Source organism: Streptomyces chryseus, from assembly GCF_014650755.1.
Lineage (GTDB): Bacteria > Actinomycetota > Actinomycetes > Streptomycetales > Streptomycetaceae > Streptomyces > Streptomyces chryseus.
This window is the reverse complement of the sequence record NZ_BMVO01000003.1, coordinates 198782-217578: the sequence shown is the minus strand read 5'-3', so window position 1 is coordinate 217578 and position 18797 is coordinate 198782. Positions and strand designations below refer to the sequence as shown.

Genomic DNA, 18797 nt, shown 5'->3' with positions numbered 1-18797 from the left:
GGGGCGCCCACGGCGCGGTGCGTACGGTCCGGCGTCAGCCCATGAACTTCTTGAACTCGTCGGGAAGCTCGAAGTCCTGGGCGCCCTGGCCGGCCGGCAGGCCCAGCGCGCCGCCCGCCTGCGCGGCCTGCTCGCGGCGCTCGGCCGCGGCCTGCTCCTCCAGCTTGCGCTTCATCGGGTTGCCGCTCTTGCGCTTGCCCTTGGCCTGCTTCTGCTGCTTCTTCTGCCGGCCGGGGCCGCCGCCCATGCCGGGGATGCCCGGCATGCCGGGCATCCCGCCGCCCTGAGCCATCTTCGACATCATCTTGCGCGCCTCGAAGAACCGCTCCACGAGGTTCTTGACGGCGCTGACCTCGACGCCCGAGCCCTTGGCGACGCGGGCACGGCGCGAGCCGTTGATGATCGTCGGGTCCTGGCGCTCGGCGGGGGTCATCGACTTGATGATCGCGGCGGTGCGGTCCACGTCGCGCTCGTCGATGTTGGCGATCTGCTCCTTGATCTGCCCCATGCCGGGCATCATGCCGAGCAGCTTGGAGATGGAGCCCATCTTGCGGACCTGCTCCATCTGGGCCAGGAAGTCGTCGAGCGTGAAGTCCTTGCCCTTGCTGCTCGCCAGCTTGGCCGCCATCGCTTCGGCCTCTTGCTGGCTGAAGGTCTGCTCGGCCTTCTCGATGAGCGACAGCATGTCGCCCATGCCGAGGATGCGGGACGCCATGCGGTCCGGGTGGAACGCGTCGAAGTCGTCCAGCTTCTCGCCGTTGGAGGCGAACATGATCTGGCGGCCGGTCACCTTGGCGATCGACAGCGCGGCGCCACCGCGGGCGTCACCGTCGAGCTTGGAGAGCACCACGCCGTCGAAGCCGACGCCGTCGCGGAACGCCTCGGCGGTGTTGACCGCGTCCTGGCCGATCATCGCGTCGACGACGAAGAGGACCTCGTCGGGGCTGACGGCATCGCGGATGTCCGCGGCCTGCCGCATCAGCTCCTGGTCGATGCCGAGGCGGCCCGCGGTGTCGACGATGACGATGTCGTGCAGCTTGTTCTTGGCGTACTCGATCGAGTCCTTGGCGACCTTGACCGGGTCGCCGGTGCCGTTGCCCGGCTCGGGCGCGTAGACGGCGACGCCGGCGCGCTCGGCGACGACGCTGAGCTGGTTCACGGCGTTGGGGCGCTGGAGGTCGCAGGCGACCAGGATCGGCGAGTGGCCCTGGCCCTTGAGCCACAGACCCAGCTTTCCGGCGAGGGTCGTCTTACCGGCGCCCTGGAGACCCGCGAGCATGATCACGGTGGGCGGGTTCTTGGCGAACCGCAGGCGGCGGGTCTCGCCGCCGAGGATGCCGATGAGCTCCTCGTTGACGATCTTGATGACCTGCTGCGCGGGGTTCAGCGCCTGCGAGACCTCGGCCCCGGCGGCGCGCTCCTTGACTTGCTTGATGAACGCCCGGACGACGGGCAGCGCGACATCCGCTTCCAGCAGCGCGATACGGATCTCACGTGCCGTGGCGTCGATGTCCGCCTCGGACAGGCGGCCCTTGCCCCGGAGGCTCTTGAATGTCGCTGCGAGGCGGTCGGAAAGAGTATCGAACACGGCGGTCGCGAATCCTCGGGTCAGGGGGCGGGTGGACACAGATGCCCCCAGGGTATCTGTCCGTCTGCGGTGGGGTCTGCCCCCTTCCCCTACCGCAGCGCACCCTCCAGCGCCCTGGCCACCTCGGCGGCCTCGCCTTCCGGCAGCGGCGCGCCGTTCGGCCCCGTGACGTAGAACGCGTCGACCGCGTTCGCGCCCAGCGTCGAGACGTGGGCGCTGCGCACCCGTACCTTCGCCGCCTCCAGGGCGTGGCCGATGCGGTGCAGCAGGCCGGGGGCGTCCTGGGCGCGCACCTCGATCACCGTCGCGAGGCGGGAGCCGGCGGGGGCGACCGTCACGCGGGGCGGCGGGGCCTGGGCGCCGCGCCGGCGCGGGTTCTTCTCGTACGCGCGCTCCCGCTCCGCCAGGCGCGAGGGGATGTCCAGCGAGCCGTCCAGGGCGCGCACGAGGTCCGCCCGCAGCCGGGCCGCCTGTGGCAACGCGCCGTACTCCGCCGCGACCCGCCAGTCGAGCAGCAGGACGCCGGGCCCCGGCTCGGAGCCGTCGGCGGCCACGGCGCCGGGGAGTTCGGCGGCCCGCAGCTCGGCCGTGCGTACGGTCAGCCGGTGCATCGCCAGTACGCCGGCCACGGCGGGCAGCACACCGGGCTGGTCCGGTACGGCGATCAGCAGCTCGACGCCCAACGGCTCCGGCTCGTCCCCCGGGTCCTCCTCGTGCGCCTCCGGCTGCGCGCGCAGCGAGAGGACGGGCCCGCCGGTACGGAACGCCTCGATGGCGAGGCGTTCCTGCTCGGCGCTGGGGGCGGCGGGCTGCGGAGCCGCCGGTTCGGCGCCGGCGAGGACGGCGGCGACCCTCCTGACCAGGTCGGCGACGAGCGAGGCGCGCCAGGCGGACCAGGCGGCGGGCCCGGTGGCCAGGGCGTCGGCCTCGGTGAGGGCGTGCAGCAGTTCGAGGGTGCCGGTCGATCCGACCGCGTCGGCGACCGCCCGGACGGTCGCCGGGTCGTCCAGGTCGCGCCGGGTGGCAGTCTCGACGAGCAGCAGGTGGTGGCGTACGAGCGTGGCGATCACGCCCACGTCCGCGCGTTCGAAGCCGATCCGGGTGGCGACGTCGCGGGCGATGATCTCGCCGGCCACCGAGTGGTCGCCGGGCCAGCCCTTGCCGAAGTCGTGCAGCAGGGCGGCGGTCAGCAGCAGGTCGGGGCGGTGGACGCGGCGGGTGAACGCGGAGGCCCGCACGGCCGTCTCGACGAGGTGCCGGTCGACGGTCCAGGTGTGCACGGGGTTGCGCTGCGGGCGGCACCGTACCCGCTCCCAGTCGGGCAGCAGCCGCGTGATGAGGCCCTCGGCCTCCAGCGCCTCCCACACCGGGATCGTCGCCTCGCCCGCGCCGAGCAGGGTGACGAGCTCCTCGCGCGCCTCCGCCGGCCACGGCACGGGCAACGGCCGCGCCACGGCGGCCAGGCGGCGTACCGCGTGCAGGGAGACCGGGAGCCCCGACTGGGCCGCCGCGGCGGCGGCCCGCAGCGGCAGCACCGCGTCGCGCTCGGGCCGCGCGGTACGGGCGAGCACCACCTCGCCGTCCTGCTCGACGACGCCTTCGGCGAGCGGGGTGCGCTCCGGCGCGGTCTTGCCGCCGAGCATGGCGCGCAGCCTGGGGCGCACCGAGCGGGCGCGCAGGACGCGGCCCACCTCGCGCCAGGTGACGTCACCGGCGTACGCGATGGTGCGGGCCGCCTCGTACACCTCCCGCAGCAGCGTGTCGGCGTCCAGCAGCCCGAGCGCGGCGGCGACCTGGTCCTGCTCCTGGAGGGCGAGGCGGTCGGTGGCGCGTCCCGTGGTCAGGTGCAGCGCGTCGCGTACGTCGAGGAGCCGGCGCCGCGCCGCGTCGAGGCCCTCGCGGGGCGCGTCGGCCAGCCAGGAGGCGGCGACGGCGCGCAGGGCGGTGGCGTCGCGCAGGCCGCCGCGCGCCTCCTTGAGGTCGGGTTCGAGGAGGTACTGGAGTTCGCCCTGCCGTGCGGCCCGTTCCTGGCACAGCTCGTGGAGTTCGGGCAGCCGCTTGGGCGCGAGGTTGCGCCAGTCGGCCAGTACGGCGGTGCGCAGTCCGGCGGTGACTCCCAGGTCACCGGCGATGTGCCGGGCGTCGAGGAGCCCGAGGTGCACCTTGAGGTCCTCCCCGGCCGTCCTGCGGGCCTCGGCGGGTGTGCGGACGGAGTGGTCGAGGGCCATGCCCAGGTCCCACACGGGGTACCAGACGCGGTCGGCGAGGGCGGCGATCGCGCCCGCGTCGGCCCGGCCGTCGTGCAGGAGCAGCAGGTCCAGGTCGCTGCGCGGCGACAGTTCGCCCCGGCCGTAACCGCCGACGGCGACCAGGGCCGCGCCGCGCACCCCCGATGCGAGGGCCGCCGTGGTGAACAGCGCCTCCAGCCAGTCGTCGGTCAGCTTCGCGAGGCCGGAGCGGCGCGACGGCCCGGACCGCGACTCCTCCTGGAGAAGTCGCAGCCGGGCCGCCGCGTAGCCGCTGGGTCCCGAGTCCTCGTACGGTTCGGCAGGTACTTCCACGCTCGTCACCCAGCAGCTCCCGTTCTCACGATGTGATGCAGGTCAGAGGGCGTCCGGACCGCGTTCGCCGGTCCGCACCCTGACCGCCGTCTCGACCGGCACGCTCCACACCTTGCCGTCGCCGATCTTGCCGGTACGGGCGGCCTTCACCACCACTTCGATGAGCTGTTCGGCGTCACTGTCCTCGACCAGCACCTCGATCCGGATCTTCGGTACGAGATCGACGGTGTACTCGGCGCCCCGGTAGACCTCGGTGTGACCGCGCTGGCGGCCGTACCCGCTGGCCTCGGTGACGGTGAGCCCCTGGACTCCGAAGGCCTGGAGCGCCTCCTTGATCTCGTCGAGCCGGTGCGGCTTCACGACCGCGGTGATGAGCTTCATGCGTCCACCTTCTTGTTCTGCGCGGCGCCGGCCCTGTCGGTCAGGCCGGGGGCGGGTGCGGCGGTGCGGGAGGCCGAACCGCCGCCCGCTCCGCTGAAGTCGTACGCGGTCTCGGCGTGCTCGACCTGGTCGATGCCCAAGACCTCGTCGTCCTCGGGGACCCGCATGCCCATCACCTTGTCGATGACGAAGGCGAGGAGCGCGGAGACCACCAGAGAGTAGGCCAGTACCGCGAAGACGCCCACGGCCTGCTTGCCGAGCTGGTCGAATCCGCCGCCGTACAGGAGGCCCTTGGCGTCGGACTGGACGCCGCCGGTGGCGAAGAAGCCGACGAGGAGGGAGCCGACGACGCCGCCGACGAGGTGGACGCCGATGACGTCGAGGGAGTCGTCGTAACCGAGCTTGTACTTGAGGCCGACGGCCATGGCGCACAGCAGACCGGCGATGACGCCGACGGCGATCGCGCCGAGGGGGCTGACGGAGCCGCCGGCCGGGGTGATCGCGACGAGGCCCGCGACGGCGCCGGACGCGGCGCCCAGAGTGGTGAACGATCCGTGCCGGATCTTCTCGTACGCCAGCCAGGCGAGCATGGCGGCGGCGGTGGCGACCTGGGTGTTGAGGAACATCACGGCGCCGATGCCGTCGTCGTTGCCGAGCCAGGAGCCGGCGTTGAACCCGAACCAGCCGAACCACAGCAGCCCGGCGCCGAGCATCACCAGCGGCAGGCTGTGCGGGCGCATCGGGTCCTTCTTGAAGCCGACGCGCTTGCCGATGACGAGGATGACGCCCAGCGCGGCGGCGCCGGCGTTGATGTGGACGGCCGTGCCGCCCGCGAAGTCGATGACGCCCATCTCGAAGAGCCAGCCGCCGGAGCCCCAGACCCAGTGCGCGACCGGGAAGTAGACGACGGTGACCCAGAGGGTGACGAACAGCGCCCAGGCGGTGAACTTGACGCGGTCCGCGAGGGCGCCGCTGATCAGGGCGGGGGTGAGGATGGCGAACATCAGCTGGAAGACGGCGAAGACGTACACCGGGATGGTGTAGCCGTCCCAGAGCTCGGTGACTCCGATGTCGCCCAGTCCCACGTACGCGGACGACCAGCCGATGACTGAGCCGACGTCGGTGCCGAAGGCGAGGCTGAAGCCGTAGAGCACCCAGAGGATGGTGACGATCCCGAGGCTGATGAAGCTCATCATCAGCATGTTCAGCGTGGACTTGACGCGGACCATGCCTCCGTAGAAGAAGGCCAGGCCCGGCGTCATGAGCATCACCAGGGCGGAACAGATGAGCATGAAGCCGGTATTGGCGGCAGACAGTTCGATCTTGTCTGCGGCAAGCGTCGTGATGCCTGGAGGCATCGGCGTCTCCTCGTCGTCGGTGCGGCCCGTGCGGGGGCGGAGCCTGTTGGCCTGTTCGGCAGCAAAGGGGTGCGCCGCTTATGCGCCATGAGGTTGGCGCAGCGCGGTTTCGGCCGATGCTGCTCGATGTTTCGCACCAGTGACGAAGAGGTCGTGCGTGTTACGTGCGGGTGAACCGGCTGACCGGGTGAGGGACGGCCGTTATCGTGTCGCAACCATCACAAGACCGGCCGCGACCGCCACCCGGTTGACCTGGCGCGGGGGAGCCGAGTCGGGCTTCACGGGGTGGCTGTCGCGGCCGGCGTCTGTGGGGGCCGCCCGTCGGGCCCTCAGACCGCCTCGGCGGCTTCGGGCAGCTGGGCTGCGAGCTGGTCGGTGAGGTCCAGGACTTCGGCGACGTCGCCGAAGTCCCTGGCGGCCGTGTCGACGGTCTTGCGCAGCCGCGTGTTGACGCGCTCGGAGCGGACCCGCCGGGCGACGCCCAGGGCCTTCTCGGCGAGGACGACGGACTGTTCGGGCTCGCGCTTGAGCAGGTGCACGGTGGCCATGCCGATGAGGTTCAGTGCGTACGAACGCTGGTGCTCCTCGTCCTTGCCGAAGAGCTCGACGGCGCGCTCCATGACGGGCTCGGAGAGCGAGGCGTAGGTGGGGCTGCGGCCGGCCACATAGGCCAGGTCGCGGTACGAGTGGGCGTTCTCGCCGTTGAGCTCCGCCTCGGAGAAGAAGCGGATCCAGTCGGGCTCGGGCTCGCCGTCCAGGCCGGCGTCGGAGAAGGTGTCCTCGGCCATCCGGACGGCCCGTTTGCACTTGCTGGGCTGTCCGATGTTGGCGTAGGCGCGGGCCTCCATCGCATACAGCATCGCCTGGGTGCGGGGGGTGGCGCAGTCGCGGCTGCCGTACTGGGCGAGGTGGATGAGCTCCAGCGCGTCGTCGGGGCGGCCAAGGTGGATCATCTGGCGGCTCATGCTGGACAGGACGTACGAGCCGAAGGGCTTGTCGCCCGCTTCCTTGGCGGCGTGCAGCGCGAGGACGAAGTACTTCTGCGCGGTGGGCTGCAGGCCCACGTCGTAACTCATCCAGCCGGCCAGCTCGGCCAGCTCGGCGGCGCACTTGAACAGCCGCTTGGAGGTGGCCTCGGGCTGTGGCTCCTGGAGCAGGTCCGTCACTTCGTGCAGCTGTCCGACGACCGCCTTGCGCCGCAGGCCACCGCCGCACTGGGCGTCCCACTGGCGGAACATCACGGTCGTCGACTCCAGCAGGTCGAGCTCCGGCCTGGAGAGCCGCGACGGCCGCCGGGACGATCCGGCCGGCTCCGCCCGGCGGGGCTCGCCGGCCGGCGACGGGACGAGCCAGCGCTGCATGGGCTCGATGAGGGCGGGCCCCGCGGCGAGCGCCAGTGAGGTGCCGAGGAAGCCGCGGCGAGCGAGCATCAGGTCGCTGCGGGAGAACTCGCTGAGCAGGGCGACGGTCTGCGGGCCCGCCCAGGGCAGGTCCACGCCGGACACCGAGGGTGACTGGTGCGCGGTGCGCAGTCCGAGGTCCTCCACGGCCACGACGCTGCCGAAGCGCTCGGAGAAGAGCTCCGAGAGGATCCGCGGGATCGGCTCGCGCGGCTGCTCGCCGTCCAGCCAGCGGCGGACCCGCGAGGTGTCCGTGCTGATGTGGTGCGCGCCCATCTGGCGGGCCCTGCGGTTCACCTGCCGCGCGAGCTCGCCCTTGGACCAGCCGCTGCGCACGAACCACGAGCCCAGCTGCTCGTTCGGGCGCTTTCCAGCGTTCGAACCGCCTGCGCCACTGCCGCCCACTGGTACGCCCCCATCCCGCCGAAGCCTCTTTGCCCGAACCCCTGAAGAATGCCGTGAGTTGCGGCCTGTTGTCCCCGGGATGCAGCCCTCGAACACGAAACCGGCTTGCCTCCGGCATACCCACACGCGCGGTCATTCCGGGGTTCGTGTACCGAAAGTAATCCTACGATCACCCCTCCGGCCATGGCGATTCCACAAACGCCACCATTCGCCACCCCAACGAATGAACTCCCCTGCCGCCGGGCGCGATTCACTTGACATACGCCGATCGGGAGTCGGTGGAGCGAGGTGCGCCGGGGCGCTCAGATCCGTCCGCACCACCTCGAACGACACTGTGCGCCGGACGGACCACCTCGACGGCAGCGGAGCGTAACGACTTGACTCCAGGTCGTAACCACCGGTGCGCTTGACCCGTTGGAGGGGGCATGGGCTTCACGATCGGCCGGGAGACACGGTCCGGCTCACGGCGACGCGGCCGCATGTCGGACTGCACCACAGTGGCCGAGTACACCGGCCTCTGGGGCTGGGCGGTCGTCCCCGGCGCCAGAGCGGCCTCCGGCGGCGCGACGGGTTCCAGGACCGCGGCCCGCGCCTGCTCCTGCGGCGCCGCGTCCTGCCGGGCGCCCGGCGCCCATCCGCTGGACTTCGCGCCCGAGGTGCCGCCCGGCGCCACCCTCGGCGACGTCACCAGGACCTGGTCGGAGTTCCCGGGCGCCGCGGTGCTGCTCCCCGTGGGCCGTACGTTCGACGTCATCGAGGTCGCCGAGGCCGCGGGGCGCCGGGCGCTCGTACGGCTGGAGCGGATGGGGCTGCCGCTGGGGCCCGTGGCTGTGACGCCTGACGGCCGGGCCCTGTTCTTCGTCGCCCCGGGGGCCGCCGCCGAACTCCCCGGCCTGCTGTACCGCATGGGCTGGGACGACGCGGACCTCGACCTGCGCGGACTCGGACCCGGCGACCACGTCGTGGCCCCCCCGTCCGACCTGGCCGGTCTCGGCCCGGTCCGCTGGCTGCGCCCGCCGTCGCTGGACACGGCCCAGGCCCCGCCACAGGCGCGGCTGCTGCTGGGGACGCTGGCGTACGTGGCGCACCGCTCACCGGCGTAACAGCGCGAAACGCCGGGCGGGCCCCGCGAGGAGCCCGCCCGGCGTTCGCGTCGTACGTCGGTGTCAGTCGCCGATCAGGGCGTCCACGAACGCCTCCGGCTCGAACGGCGCCAGATCGTCCGGGCCCTCGCCCAGACCGATCAGCTTCACCGGTACGCCCAGCTCGCGCTGCACCGCGATCACGATGCCGCCCTTCGCCGTGCCGTCCAGCTTCGTCAGCACGATGCCGGTGATGTCGACGACCTCGGCGAAGACCCGCGCCTGCACCAGGCCGTTCTGTCCGGTGGTCGCGTCCAGGACGAGCAGCACCTCGTCGAGCGGGCCGTGCTTCTCGACGACGCGCTTGACCTTGCCGAGCTCGTCCATGAGCCCGGCCTTGGTGTGCAACCGGCCGGCCGTGTCGATGAGGACGACGTCCGCGCCCTCGGCGATACCTTCCTTCACCGCGTCGAAGGCGACCGACGCGGGGTCGCCGCCCTCGGGTCCGCGCACGGTGCGCGCGCCGACGCGGTCGCCCCAGGTCTGGAGCTGGTCGGTGGCCGCCGCGCGGAACGTGTCCGCGGCGCCCAGCACCACGCTGCGGCCGTCGGCCACCAGGACCCGGGCGAGCTTGCCGGTGGTGGTGGTCTTGCCGGTGCCGTTGACGCCGACGACCATGACAATGCCCGGGATGTCGGCGGCGCTCTCGGTCTTCACCGCGCGGTCCATGTCCGTACCGAGCAGGTTGAGCAGCTCCTCGCGGAGCAGGATCCGCAGCTCCTGCGGCGTGCGGGTGCCGAGCACCCGTACGCGCTCGCGCAGCCGCTCGACCAGTTCCTGGGTCGGGGCCACACCGACGTCCGCGGTGAGCAGGGTGTCCTCGATCTCCTCCCAGGTTTCCTCGTCGAGGTGCTCACGGGAGAGCAGGGTCAGCAGACCCTTGCCGAGCGTGTTCTGCGAGCGGGCGAGCCGGGCGCGCAGCCGCACCAGGCGGCCGGCGGTGGGCTCGGGGACCTCGATCTCGGGCGCGACGGGTTCGGCGACGACCGGGTCCTCGAGGGCGACGGGCTCCTCGACGGCGGTCTGCGCGTCGGGGAGGTCCACCTCCTCGATGGTCCGGCGCGCCTCGTCGTGCGGTGGCGCCGCGTCCTCGCCGACCTGCGGTTCGGCGGGCGGGGCGGTGATGGTCGGCGTGGTCGGCGGCGCCTGCGGCGGCAGCTGCTTCTTCTTGCGGCTGCTGACCACGAGCCCGCTGATGGCGCCGATCGCGACCAGGGCGATGACTACAGCAAGGATGACGATTTCCATAACCCACCCAGTATCAGTCACACCCGTGTTCCCACGCCCTCCTCGGAGGATCGCACGACGACCCGGGAGAGGATTTGGACCTTTTGGGGGGACCGTACGCCGGTGTGACCGTAAGATGCTGTTCGTTCCCCCACGCCTGCACGGAGTTCCACCATGCCTGAAACGTCCGCCCCCGAGTCCGAGGGCGCGATAGAGACCCGCGGTCTCGAGCCCGTCCCCGACAGCGAGCGCTCGGGCCGCGTCCGTGAGCTCTTCCCCACCTGGGTCGCCGCCAACATCAGCGTGCTCCTGCTCACCATGGGCGCCGGCCTGGTGGTCTTCAACCGCCTGAACATCTGGCAGGTGCTGGCCGTCGCCGTCGCGGCGCCCCTCGTCTCGTACGGGCTCACCGGTCTGATCTCGATCGCCGGCAAGCGCGGCGGGTCGCCCGGCATGGCGCTCTCACGGGCGGTGTTCGGGCAGCGGGGCAATCTCTTCCCCGGCTCGCTCATCTGGGTCGCGCGCTGGGGCTGGGAGACGATCAACGCGGTGACCGGCGCCTACGCCGTGCTGACCGTGCTCGACCTGCTGTTCGGCGTCAAGAGCAACACCACCCTGATCGTCGTGACGCTGCTGCTGTTCGTCGGCTGCACGTTCCTCGTCTCGGGGCTCGGCATCAACGCCCTGCGCCGGTGCAGCACCTGGTCGACGTACCTCTTCGGCGCGTTCAGCGTGCTCGTGCTGGTCTACCTGATCGCCAGCACCGACTGGTCGGCCGTGTTCGCCAAGCCGGCCGGCTCCACCGCGATGATGATCGCGGGCATCGGCACCATCGCGGCCGGCGGCATCAGCTGGGTGCCCTCGGGCCCCGACTTCACCCGCTACCTGCCGCGTACGGCGTCGGGCAGGGGCATGGTCGCCGCGACCGTCGGCGGCGCCGGCGTCGTGGTGCTGCCGATGGTGCTCATGGGCGCGGTGATGGCCGTCAGTACGCCGGACCTGGCGTCGGCCAAGGACCCGGTGTCCTTCATCGGGGAGCTGCTGCCGAGCTGGATCGCCGTGCCGTATCTGCTGATCGCCCTCATCGGCATGCTGCTGATCAACTCGATGTCGATGTACTCGGCCGGCTTCACCGCGCAGACGCTGGGCATCAACGTGCCGCGCGCCTGGGCCGTGAGCGTCAACGCGATCATCAGCCTGGTCTTCGGCTTCCTGCTGATGGTCGTGGCGACGAGCTTCTTCGGCTCGTTCATCTCCTTCCTGACGCTGCTCGCGGTGGCGTTCTCGGCGTGGATCGGCGTCTTCGGTGTGGACATGCTGAGCCGCCGGACGTACGACGGTGAGGCGCTGATGGACACCACCCGCACCAGCGGCTACTGGTACCGGGGCGGTTTCGCCTGGCAGGCCATGACGGCGTGGGGCGTGGCGCTGGTGGCGGGCCTGCTGTTCACCAAGGTCGACTGGTTCACCGGGCCGCTCGCCGGTTCGTGGATCGGGCGCAACGGCCTGGGCTGGGCGGCAACCGTCGTCGTCGCGGCGCTGCTGTACGCGGCGCTGCCGAGGACGAAGGCCAGAGAGCCGGCGCAGGAGCCGGCCGAGGCCGAGAAGGTCACCGAGCCCGCCGGGGGCCTGTCCATCTGACGCGACGTCAACTAACGTCCCCCTTCGCCACACCGGCATCCGGCGGAGGGGGACGTTTCGTCATGAGCTTCACAGTGGTCCGCTTCAACCTCGTCGATCCCGACGCGACCCCCGACACCCACGCGGCCCGCTACCGGGCAGCCCTGGAGATGGCGGCGTACGCGGACGACCGCGGCATCGACACCGTGCAGACCGAGGAGCACCACGGCACCTCGAACGGCTGGCTCCCCTCCCCCTTCGTCTTCGCCGGCGCGGTGCTGGGCGCGACGCGGCGGGTCGCGGTCACCGTGTCGGCGGTCATCGGTCCGCTGTACGAGCCGTTGCGGCTGGCGGAGGACATCGCCGTACTCGACCTGATCGGCCGGGGGCGGCTGGTCACGGTGGCGGGGATCGGGTACCGGCCGGAGGAGTACGAGCAGCTGGGCGTCGACTGGGGCCGGCGCGGCCGCCTCCAGGACGAGGTGCTCGAAACGCTGCTCCTGGCGTGGACCGGCGAGCCGTTCCCGTACCGGGGGCGGACCGTGCGCGTCACGCCGCGGCCGTACACCCAGCCGCATCCGATGCTGCTGGTGGGCGGTTCCTCGCAGGCGGCGGCCCGGCGTGCGGCGCGTTTCGGGCTGCCGTTCTTCCCGAGCGCGCACCTGCCGGAGCTGGAGGCGTACTACCACGCGAAGCGGGCGGAGTTCGGGACCGACGGCTACTGCGTGATGCCGGCGGCCGGGACGGCGCTGCTGCACGTGGCGGAGGATCCGGACCGGACGTGGGCCGAGTACGGCGAGCACTTCCTGCACGAGGCGCAGACGTACGCCTCCTGGCAGTCGAAGGACATCCGGTCGGCCGTACGTTCGCGGGCGACCACGGTCGACGAGCTGCGCGGCGAGGGGGTCTACCGCGTCCTGACACCGGACGAGTGCGTGGCGCGGGCGGCGGACAGTCTCGTACTGCATCCGCTGTGCGGCGGGATGCCGGTCGACGAGGGCTGGCGCAGCCTGCAGCTGTTCTGCGAGAACGTACTGCCCCGGCTCAACAGCTGAGCCGGGGCAGTGCCGTGTCCGAGGAGCGGGGCAGCGGGGTTTAGCCCATCTCCTCCAACGCCTTGCCCTTGGTCTCCTTCACGAACTTGAGCACGAAGGGGATCGAGAGCACGGCGAAGAATGTGTAGATCATGTACGTCCCCGAGAGGTTCCACTCGGAGAGGCTCGGGAAGCTCGCGGTGATCGCCCAGTTGGCGATCCACTGCGCGGAGGCGGCGACACCGAGCGCGGCGGCGCGCAGCCGGTTGGGGAACATCTCGCCGAGGAAGACCCAGACGACGACACCCCACGAGAGGGCGAAGAAGAGCACGAACACATGGGCCGCGATGAGCGCGACGACGCCCTGGGCGTGCGGCAGCTTGCCGTCGATCAGGTCGGCGGAGAAGGCCCAGGCCTCGAAGGCCAGCGCGAGCGCCATGCCGGCGGAGCCGATGAGGGCGAGCGGCCTGCGGCCGATCCGGTCGACGAAGATCATGGCGATCACGGTGCCGACGATGTTGATGATCGACGTGGTGAACGAGTAGAAGAACGAGTCGCTCGGGTTGATGCCGACCGACTGCCACAGGGTCGCGGAGTAGTAGAAGGCGACGTTGATGCCGACGAGCTGCTGGAAGACCGAGAGGCCGATGCCGACCCAGACGATGGGCAGGAAGCCGAAGCGGCTGCCGAGCAGGTCCTTGAACGTGGACTTGTGCTCGCTGCGCATCGCCAGCTCGATCTCGTTGACGCGCAGGTCGAGGTCGATGTGCTTGCCCTCGACGTCGGCCAGGATCGCCTTGGCCTTGTCGACCTTGCCGACCGAGATCAGGAAGCGCGGGGACTCGGGGATGGCGAAGGAGAGCAGGCCGTACAGCACGGCCGGGACCACCATGACGCCGAGCATGACCTGCCAGGCCTCGATGCCGAGCAGTTCACCGCGCTGGTCGCCGTCGGCGAGGTTGAGGATGCCCCAGTTGACGAGCTGGGAGACCGCGATGCCGATGACGATCGCGGCCTGCTGGAAGGACCCGAGGCGGCCGCGGTACGCCGGCGGGGCGACCTCGGCGATGTAGGCCGGGCCGATGACCGAGGCCATGCCGATGGCGATACCGCCGAGCACCCGCCAGAAGGCGAGGTCCCACAGGGCGAAGGGGAGCGCGGAGCCGACGGCGCTGATGGTGAACAGCGCGGCCGCGATCTGCATGACGCGGATACGTCCGATGCGGTCGGCGATGCGGCCCGCGGTGGCGGCGCCGATGGCGCAGCCGATCAGCGCGATGGCGATGACCTGGGCGAGGGTCGCGGATCCGACGTCGTACTTGCCCCGAATGCCTTCGACGGCGCCGTTGATCACGGAGCTGTCGTAACCGAAGAGGAAGCCGCCCATCGCGGCTGCCGCCGTGATGAAGATGACGTGGCCGAGGTGGTCCGGGTGGGCCGCGCGGGCTCCGGACGCGGGTGGTTGCGCTGTGCTGGTCACATCAACTCCTGGTGCCTGGCCGCGTCGCCGGGCGTGGGGGGCAAGCACTTCAAGGTGGGGCACAACATCGCGCCGCGCACCACTTGAAGGTAAAAACGACGTTGCCGAGACTATTCCTTCAGGTTTCGAAGTCAAGAGGTGGAGAACGTGAGATTCAAGAACCCTCGGTGTCGACTCGCGTTCAAGGTTTGAAGGTACGTAGCTGATTCAGCGGAGGCGCTGGCTGATGACCTTGGACACGCCGTCCCCCTGCATGGAGACGCCGTACAGCGCGTCGGCGACCTCCATCGTCCGCTTCTGGTGCGTGATCACGATCAGCTGGGAGCTCTCCTGGAGCTCCTCCATGATCCGGATGAGCCGCTGGAGGTTGGTGTCGTCGAGCGCCGCCTCCACCTCGTCCATCACGTAGAACGGGCTCGGCCTGGCCTTGAAGATCGACACCAGCATGGCCACCGCGGTCAGCGAGCGCTCACCGCCGGACAGCAGGGACAGCCGCTTGACCTTCTTGCCCGGCGGCCTGGCCTCGACGTCGACCCCGGTGGTGAGCATGTTGTCGGGATCCGTGAGGATCAGCCGCCCCTCACCGCCCGGGAAGAGCCGTGAGAAGACCCCCTCGAACTCCCTCGCCGTGTCCCGGAACGCCTCGCTGAAGACCTGCTCGACGCGCTCGTCGACCTCCTTGATCACCTGCATCAGGTCGGCGCGCGTCTTCTTCAGGTCTTCAAGCTGCTCGGAGAGGAACTTGTGCCGCTCCTCCAGCGCCGCGAACTCCTCAAGGGCCAGCGGATTCACCTTCCCGAGCTGCTGGTACGCCCGTTCGGCCGCCCGCAGCCGCTTCTCCTGCTCCGCGCGCACGAACGGCCGCGGCTGATTGCGGGGGTCCTCCGGGTCGTCCGGCACCTCCTCGCCGTCGGCGGGCGGCGACGGAGGCACGGGCTGGTGGGGGCCGTACTCCGCCACGAGCCCCGCCGGTTCGACGCCCAGCTCCTCCAGCGCCCTGGTCTCCAGCTGCTCGATGCGCAACCGCTTCTCGGCGCCCAGCACCTCACCGCGATGGACCGAGTCGGTCAGCTTGTCCAGCTCGCCCTTCAGCTCACGGCCCCGGCCGCGCTCGGCCGCCAGTTCCCGCTCGCGGTCCGCCTTGTCCGCCTCGGCCGCGGCCCGCTCCTCGTCGGCCCGTACGAGCGAGACCTCGACGTGGGCGAGCAGCTGACGCGCACCGGACGCCACGGCGGACGCCACCCGCGCCTCGTTGCGCAGCCGCGCGCGCCGCTGCTCGGCGCGCGCCCGTGCCTCGCGCTCCGCGCGCGCCCCCCGGTCGAGCGCGTCGGCCCGCCCGGCGAGGCCCTTCACCCGCTCCTCGTGGGTACGGACCTGGAGCCGGGCCTCCATCTCGGTCTGGCGGGCGTTGGCCCCGTCGGCGGCGAGCCGGTCCCGTACCGAGGTGTCCGGCTCCTCCTGTACGGGCGCCTCCTCGGCCACCAGCAGGCGTTCGGCCAGCTCCTCGGCCTCCTCGGTGGCCCGCTCCAGCGCCTCCTGGGCACGGGCGGCGGCAGCGGCCGACCGTTCGGCCTCGCCCGCGGCGCCGCGCGCCTGCCCGGCGAGCCGGCCGAGCTGCTGGGCGACGCCGGACTTCTCCCGGTCGGCGGCGCGGCGGCGCTGCGCCAGATCCTCGACGAGCGCGGCGCACACGTCACGCCGCTCCCCCGCCCCGTGCTGCGCCGCCGCGAGCTCCTCGCACCGTACGGCCAGCTCCTCCAGCTCGGCGGCGGCCTCGTCGACGGAGGCCTGCACCTCCAGCAGGCTGGGCGCACCCGCCGAACCGCCGTGCGCGAAGTACGCCCCCAGCACATCGCCCTCGGCGGTGACCGCCGTCAGGCCGGGCCGGGCGGCGACCAGGTCCTCGGCGTCCTCCAGCGTGCCGACGACGACCATGTCCCGTACGAGCCGCCGCACGGCGGGCATCAGCTCGGCGGGGCCGCGCACCAGCCCGGCCACAGGCGCGGGCGACCCGGCCGTACGCCGTGCCACGACCACGCCTCCCGCCTCGGGGGCCATCCCCGCCCCACCGCTCCCGCTTCCGGTTCGCCCGTGGCTCGCTCCTCCGGGCACACCGGGCGCCGCACCCTGCCCCGGCACGCCGTGCGCGGTCCCCGGCCGGGCGGTGTCCGCACCGGCACCGGCCGCCTGACCCGGCATGTCGATCACCGCCGGCGATGCTCCGGGGCCGCCCCCGGACTCCGAAGCGCCCCCGAAGCCGCCCGGCAGCAGCACCGCCCGGCCCGCGTCCTGCTTGCGCAGGAGTCGGATCGCCTCGGCGGCGGTGGCCGGGTCCTTCACCGCGATCGCGTCGGCCGCCGCGCCCAGCGCCGCCGCCACCGGCACCTCGAATCCGGGGGTCACCGTCAGGAGCTCGGCCGCCGGGCCCAGCAGGCCGGCGAGCGCGGGCTGCGCGGCGAGCAGCGCGCCCGTGCCGTCCTTGCGGCGCAGTCCCAGCGCCAGCGCGTCGTGCCGCGCGGAGGTCGCCGCCCGGCGGCGCTCGGTGGAGGTCGCCGCCTCCCGGGCCGCGGTGAGACCGGCCTCGGCCTCGGCCAGCTCGCGCCTGGCAGCCTCGTACTGCTCAGCAAGGTCCGATTCGCCCGCGTCCAGCCCTTCCACCTCGGCCTTGAGCTGCTCGTACTCCTCCTGTGCGGCGGCGGCCCGCTCCTGGGCGCCCCGGTGCGCGGCGGCCAGCCGGTCGATCTCGGCCTGGGCCGAACCGGCCCGGCTGCGCGCCGCGTTGACCTGGCCGCTGAGCCGGGCGAGGCCCTCGCGCCGGTCGGCGATGGCGCGGGCCGCGTCCTTGAGGCGGCGCTCCTCCTGCGCGAGCTCCCGTTCGAGCTCGGCCCGGTGGCCGGCCGTGTCCTCCAGCGCCCGCCGCGCCGCCTCCAGCGCCGCTTCGAGCTCCGCCTCCTGCTCGCGGACCCGCGCGGCCTCGCGTTCCATGTCCTCGGGATCGCGCCCCCGGCGCTCCTCCTCCTGCGGCGCGGTCGCGCTCTTCACCCGGGCGTCGGCCAGCGAGACCGTGCCGCGCACCCGCTCGGCCAGCCGCGACAGCTCGTACCAGGTCTGCTGCGCCGCCTGGAGCCGAGGGGCGAGGCGGCGTACCACGTCCTCCAGCTCCGCCTCGCGCACCAGCGCGGCCTTGAGCTGGGCATCAGCCGCGTCCTTGCGCTCCTTGAGCGCCTCCTCGTCGGCGATCTCCGCGCGCAGTGCCTCGCGCAGCTTCACCAGGTCGTCGGCGAGCAGCCGCAGCCGGGAGTCCCGCAGGTCGGCCTGGATGACGGCGGCCCGCCGCGCGACCGCCGCCTGCCGGCCGAGCGGCTTGAGCTGGCGTCGCAGTTCGCCGGTCAGGTCCTGTACGCGCGAGAGATTCGCCTGCATCGCGTCGAGCTTCCGCAGCGCTTTCTCCTTGCGCTTGCGGTGCTTGAGAACGCCGGCGGCCTCCTCGATGAACGCCCTGCGCCCCATCGGATCGGCGTGCAGTACGGAGTCGAGCTGGCCCTGCCCGACGATGACGTGCATCTCTCGCCCTATGCCGGAGTCCGAGAGCAATTCCTGGATGTCGAGCAGCCGGCACGTGTCGCCGTTGATCTGGTATTCGCTGCCGCCGTTGCGGAACATGATCCGCGTGATGGTGACCTCGGCGTACTCGATGGGCAGCGCGCCGTCGGAGTTGTCGATGGTCAGGGAGACCTCGGCCCGGCCGAGCGGCGGCCGCCCGGTGGTCCCGGCGAAGATCACGTCTTCCATCTTGCCGCCGCGCAGCGACTTCGCTCCCTGCTCTCCCATCACCCAGGACAGGGCGTCCACGACATTGGACTTGCCCGATCCGTTGGGGCCGACGACGCAGGTGATGCCTGGTTCGAACCGGAGTGTCGTGGCCGATGCGAATGACTTGAAACCGCGGAGAGTCATGGCCTTGAGATGCACCGCCGCACTCTACCTTTCACCGCCGGTTTCACCCATGAAGGTGCAGGGCACATCAGACGGTAAGGGAAGAGGTGTACGCACGGCCCGGAAAGAAAGAAGGGACGCCGAAGCGTCCCTTGCAATGTCTTGCTGATAGATCTTGAGCAAATCTCAAGCGGCTGATACGGACAGCCTGACAGGCTCGGAATGTCCTACGAGCCGTGTCAGGTGAGCGCAGGCTCCGCCTGGGGTACGTCGATGTCGATGCTGTCGAGCAGCGAATCTCCGCGGTGGTGAGCGGCGGCGCTCAGCGCGTCGTTCTCGGACTGAATCCGGTTGAGCTCGGACTCGAGATCCTGGACGCGCTGCTGAAGCCGTCGCATCTCGGCGAGGAGTCGCGGGTCGGAGCCGCCGACGTAACCGAGAAGCGCCTTTGCCATGATGGATGGTCCTCCACACTGAGTGACCGACCGAAACGGTGGTGGGTCGTGAGGGAATCGCACCCGCGGTGCTTGTCATCTCTGTTGTTCTCAATGCCAAACAGCTAAGGTGCGCGGGGCTTCCAGAGTCTCACCAAAAAGTTTGACGGTCAACACGATCACGCCCCGTATCGCGTGCAGCCCGGGGGCGCGCGGCCGCGAAATGCAGCG

Annotated in this window: 12 protein-coding genes; 3 read left to right on the top strand and 9 right to left on the bottom strand. The window is 71.5% G+C overall.

Annotated elements, in window-relative coordinates; genetic code table 11:
• Window positions 1-34 precede the first annotated feature (34 nt).
• The 5 genes from ffh to nsdA form a co-directional block, all read right to left on the bottom strand.
• On the bottom strand, window positions 35-1588 hold the full coding sequence (gene ffh, locus IE185_RS07645; protein WP_138897517.1) for a signal recognition particle protein: 1554 nt from the start codon (window positions 1586-1588) through the stop codon (window positions 35-37).
• 89 nt (window positions 1589-1677) lie between these two features.
• Window positions 1678-4158 (bottom strand): [protein-PII] uridylyltransferase, encoded by a 2481-nt coding sequence (locus IE185_RS07640; protein WP_189714842.1) that lies wholly within the window; start codon window positions 4156-4158, stop codon window positions 1678-1680.
• 33 nt (window positions 4159-4191) lie between these two features.
• Entirely contained in the window at window positions 4192-4530 is a 339-nt protein-coding gene (locus tag IE185_RS07635; RefSeq protein ID WP_136723172.1) for a P-II family nitrogen regulator, read from the bottom strand.
• Window positions 4527-5888, bottom strand: coding sequence for an ammonium transporter (locus IE185_RS07630; RefSeq protein WP_138894239.1), 1362 nt, complete (start codon window positions 5886-5888; stop codon window positions 4527-4529). Before IE185_RS07630 ends, IE185_RS07635 begins: the two co-directional genes overlap by 4 nt.
• Window positions 5889-6217: 329 nt before the next feature.
• The gene (nsdA, locus tag IE185_RS07625; protein WP_138894240.1) at window positions 6218-7693 is read right to left on the bottom strand and encodes a transcriptional repressor NsdA; all 1476 of its coding nucleotides are present in this window, start codon (window positions 7691-7693) and stop codon (window positions 6218-6220) included.
• Between the two features lie 425 nt (window positions 7694-8118).
• Here nsdA and IE185_RS07620 point away from each other — a divergent pair, with 425 nt between their 5' ends.
• Entirely contained in the window at window positions 8119-8796 is a 678-nt protein-coding gene (locus IE185_RS07620; RefSeq protein ID WP_138894241.1) for a bifunctional DNA primase/polymerase, read from the top strand.
• Between the two features lie 63 nt (window positions 8797-8859).
• On the opposite strand, the gene ftsY is transcribed toward IE185_RS07620, so the two are convergent.
• Complete coding sequence (gene ftsY / locus IE185_RS07615) at window positions 8860-10083, bottom strand: signal recognition particle-docking protein FtsY (protein WP_138894242.1); 1224 nt, start codon at window positions 10081-10083, stop codon at window positions 8860-8862.
• 153 nt (window positions 10084-10236) lie between these two features.
• Here ftsY and IE185_RS07610 point away from each other — a divergent pair, with 153 nt between their 5' ends.
• Both IE185_RS07610 and IE185_RS07605 read left to right on the top strand, forming a co-directional pair.
• Window positions 10237-11703 carry a cytosine permease gene (locus IE185_RS07610; RefSeq protein WP_138894243.1) on the top strand — a complete coding sequence of 489 codons (1467 nt, stop codon included), beginning with the start codon at window positions 10237-10239 and terminating at the stop codon, window positions 11701-11703.
• A 62-nt stretch (window positions 11704-11765) separates the two neighbouring features.
• On the top strand, window positions 11766-12737 hold the full coding sequence (locus IE185_RS07605; protein WP_138894244.1) for an LLM class flavin-dependent oxidoreductase: 972 nt from the start codon (window positions 11766-11768) through the stop codon (window positions 12735-12737).
• A 40-nt stretch (window positions 12738-12777) separates the two neighbouring features.
• Here IE185_RS07605 and IE185_RS07600 read toward each other — a convergent pair whose 3' ends face one another.
• The 3 genes from IE185_RS07600 to IE185_RS07590 form a co-directional block, all read right to left on the bottom strand.
• Window positions 12778-14196: a sugar porter family MFS transporter gene (locus IE185_RS07600; protein ID WP_138894245.1), complete on the bottom strand. Its 1419-nt coding sequence runs from the start codon at window positions 14194-14196 to the stop codon at window positions 12778-12780.
• A gap of 207 nt (window positions 14197-14403) precedes the next feature.
• On the bottom strand, window positions 14404-18168 hold the full coding sequence (locus tag IE185_RS07595) for a chromosome segregation SMC family protein (protein WP_138894246.1): 3765 nt from the start codon (window positions 18166-18168) through the stop codon (window positions 14404-14406).
• A gap of 203 nt (window positions 18169-18371) precedes the next feature.
• The gene (locus tag IE185_RS07590) at window positions 18372-18587 is read right to left on the bottom strand and encodes a hypothetical protein (RefSeq protein ID WP_028814575.1); all 216 of its coding nucleotides are present in this window, start codon (window positions 18585-18587) and stop codon (window positions 18372-18374) included.
• Window positions 18588-18797 lie beyond the last annotated feature (210 nt).

Bases quoted from the DNA above. Each gene is read 5' to 3' on its own strand.
- IE185_RS07605 (WP_138894244.1), top strand. From the start codon at position 11,766: ATGAGCTTCACAGTGGTCCGCTTCAACCTCGTCGATCCCGACGCGACC.
- IE185_RS07590 (WP_028814575.1), bottom strand. From the start codon at position 18,587: ATGGCAAAGGCGCTTCTCGGTTACGTCGGCGGCTCCGACCCGCGACTC.
- ftsY (WP_138894242.1), bottom strand. From the start codon at position 10,083: ATGGAAATCGTCATCCTTGCTGTAGTCATCGCCCTGGTCGCGATCGGC.
- IE185_RS07635 (WP_136723172.1), bottom strand. From the start codon at position 4,530: ATGAAGCTCATCACCGCGGTCGTGAAGCCGCACCGGCTCGACGAGATC.
- IE185_RS07630 (WP_138894239.1), bottom strand. From the start codon at position 5,888: ATGCCTCCAGGCATCACGACGCTTGCCGCAGACAAGATCGAACTGTCT.
- IE185_RS07610 (WP_138894243.1), top strand. From the start codon at position 10,237: ATGCCTGAAACGTCCGCCCCCGAGTCCGAGGGCGCGATAGAGACCCGC.
- IE185_RS07620 (WP_138894241.1), top strand. From the start codon at position 8,119: ATGGGCTTCACGATCGGCCGGGAGACACGGTCCGGCTCACGGCGACGC.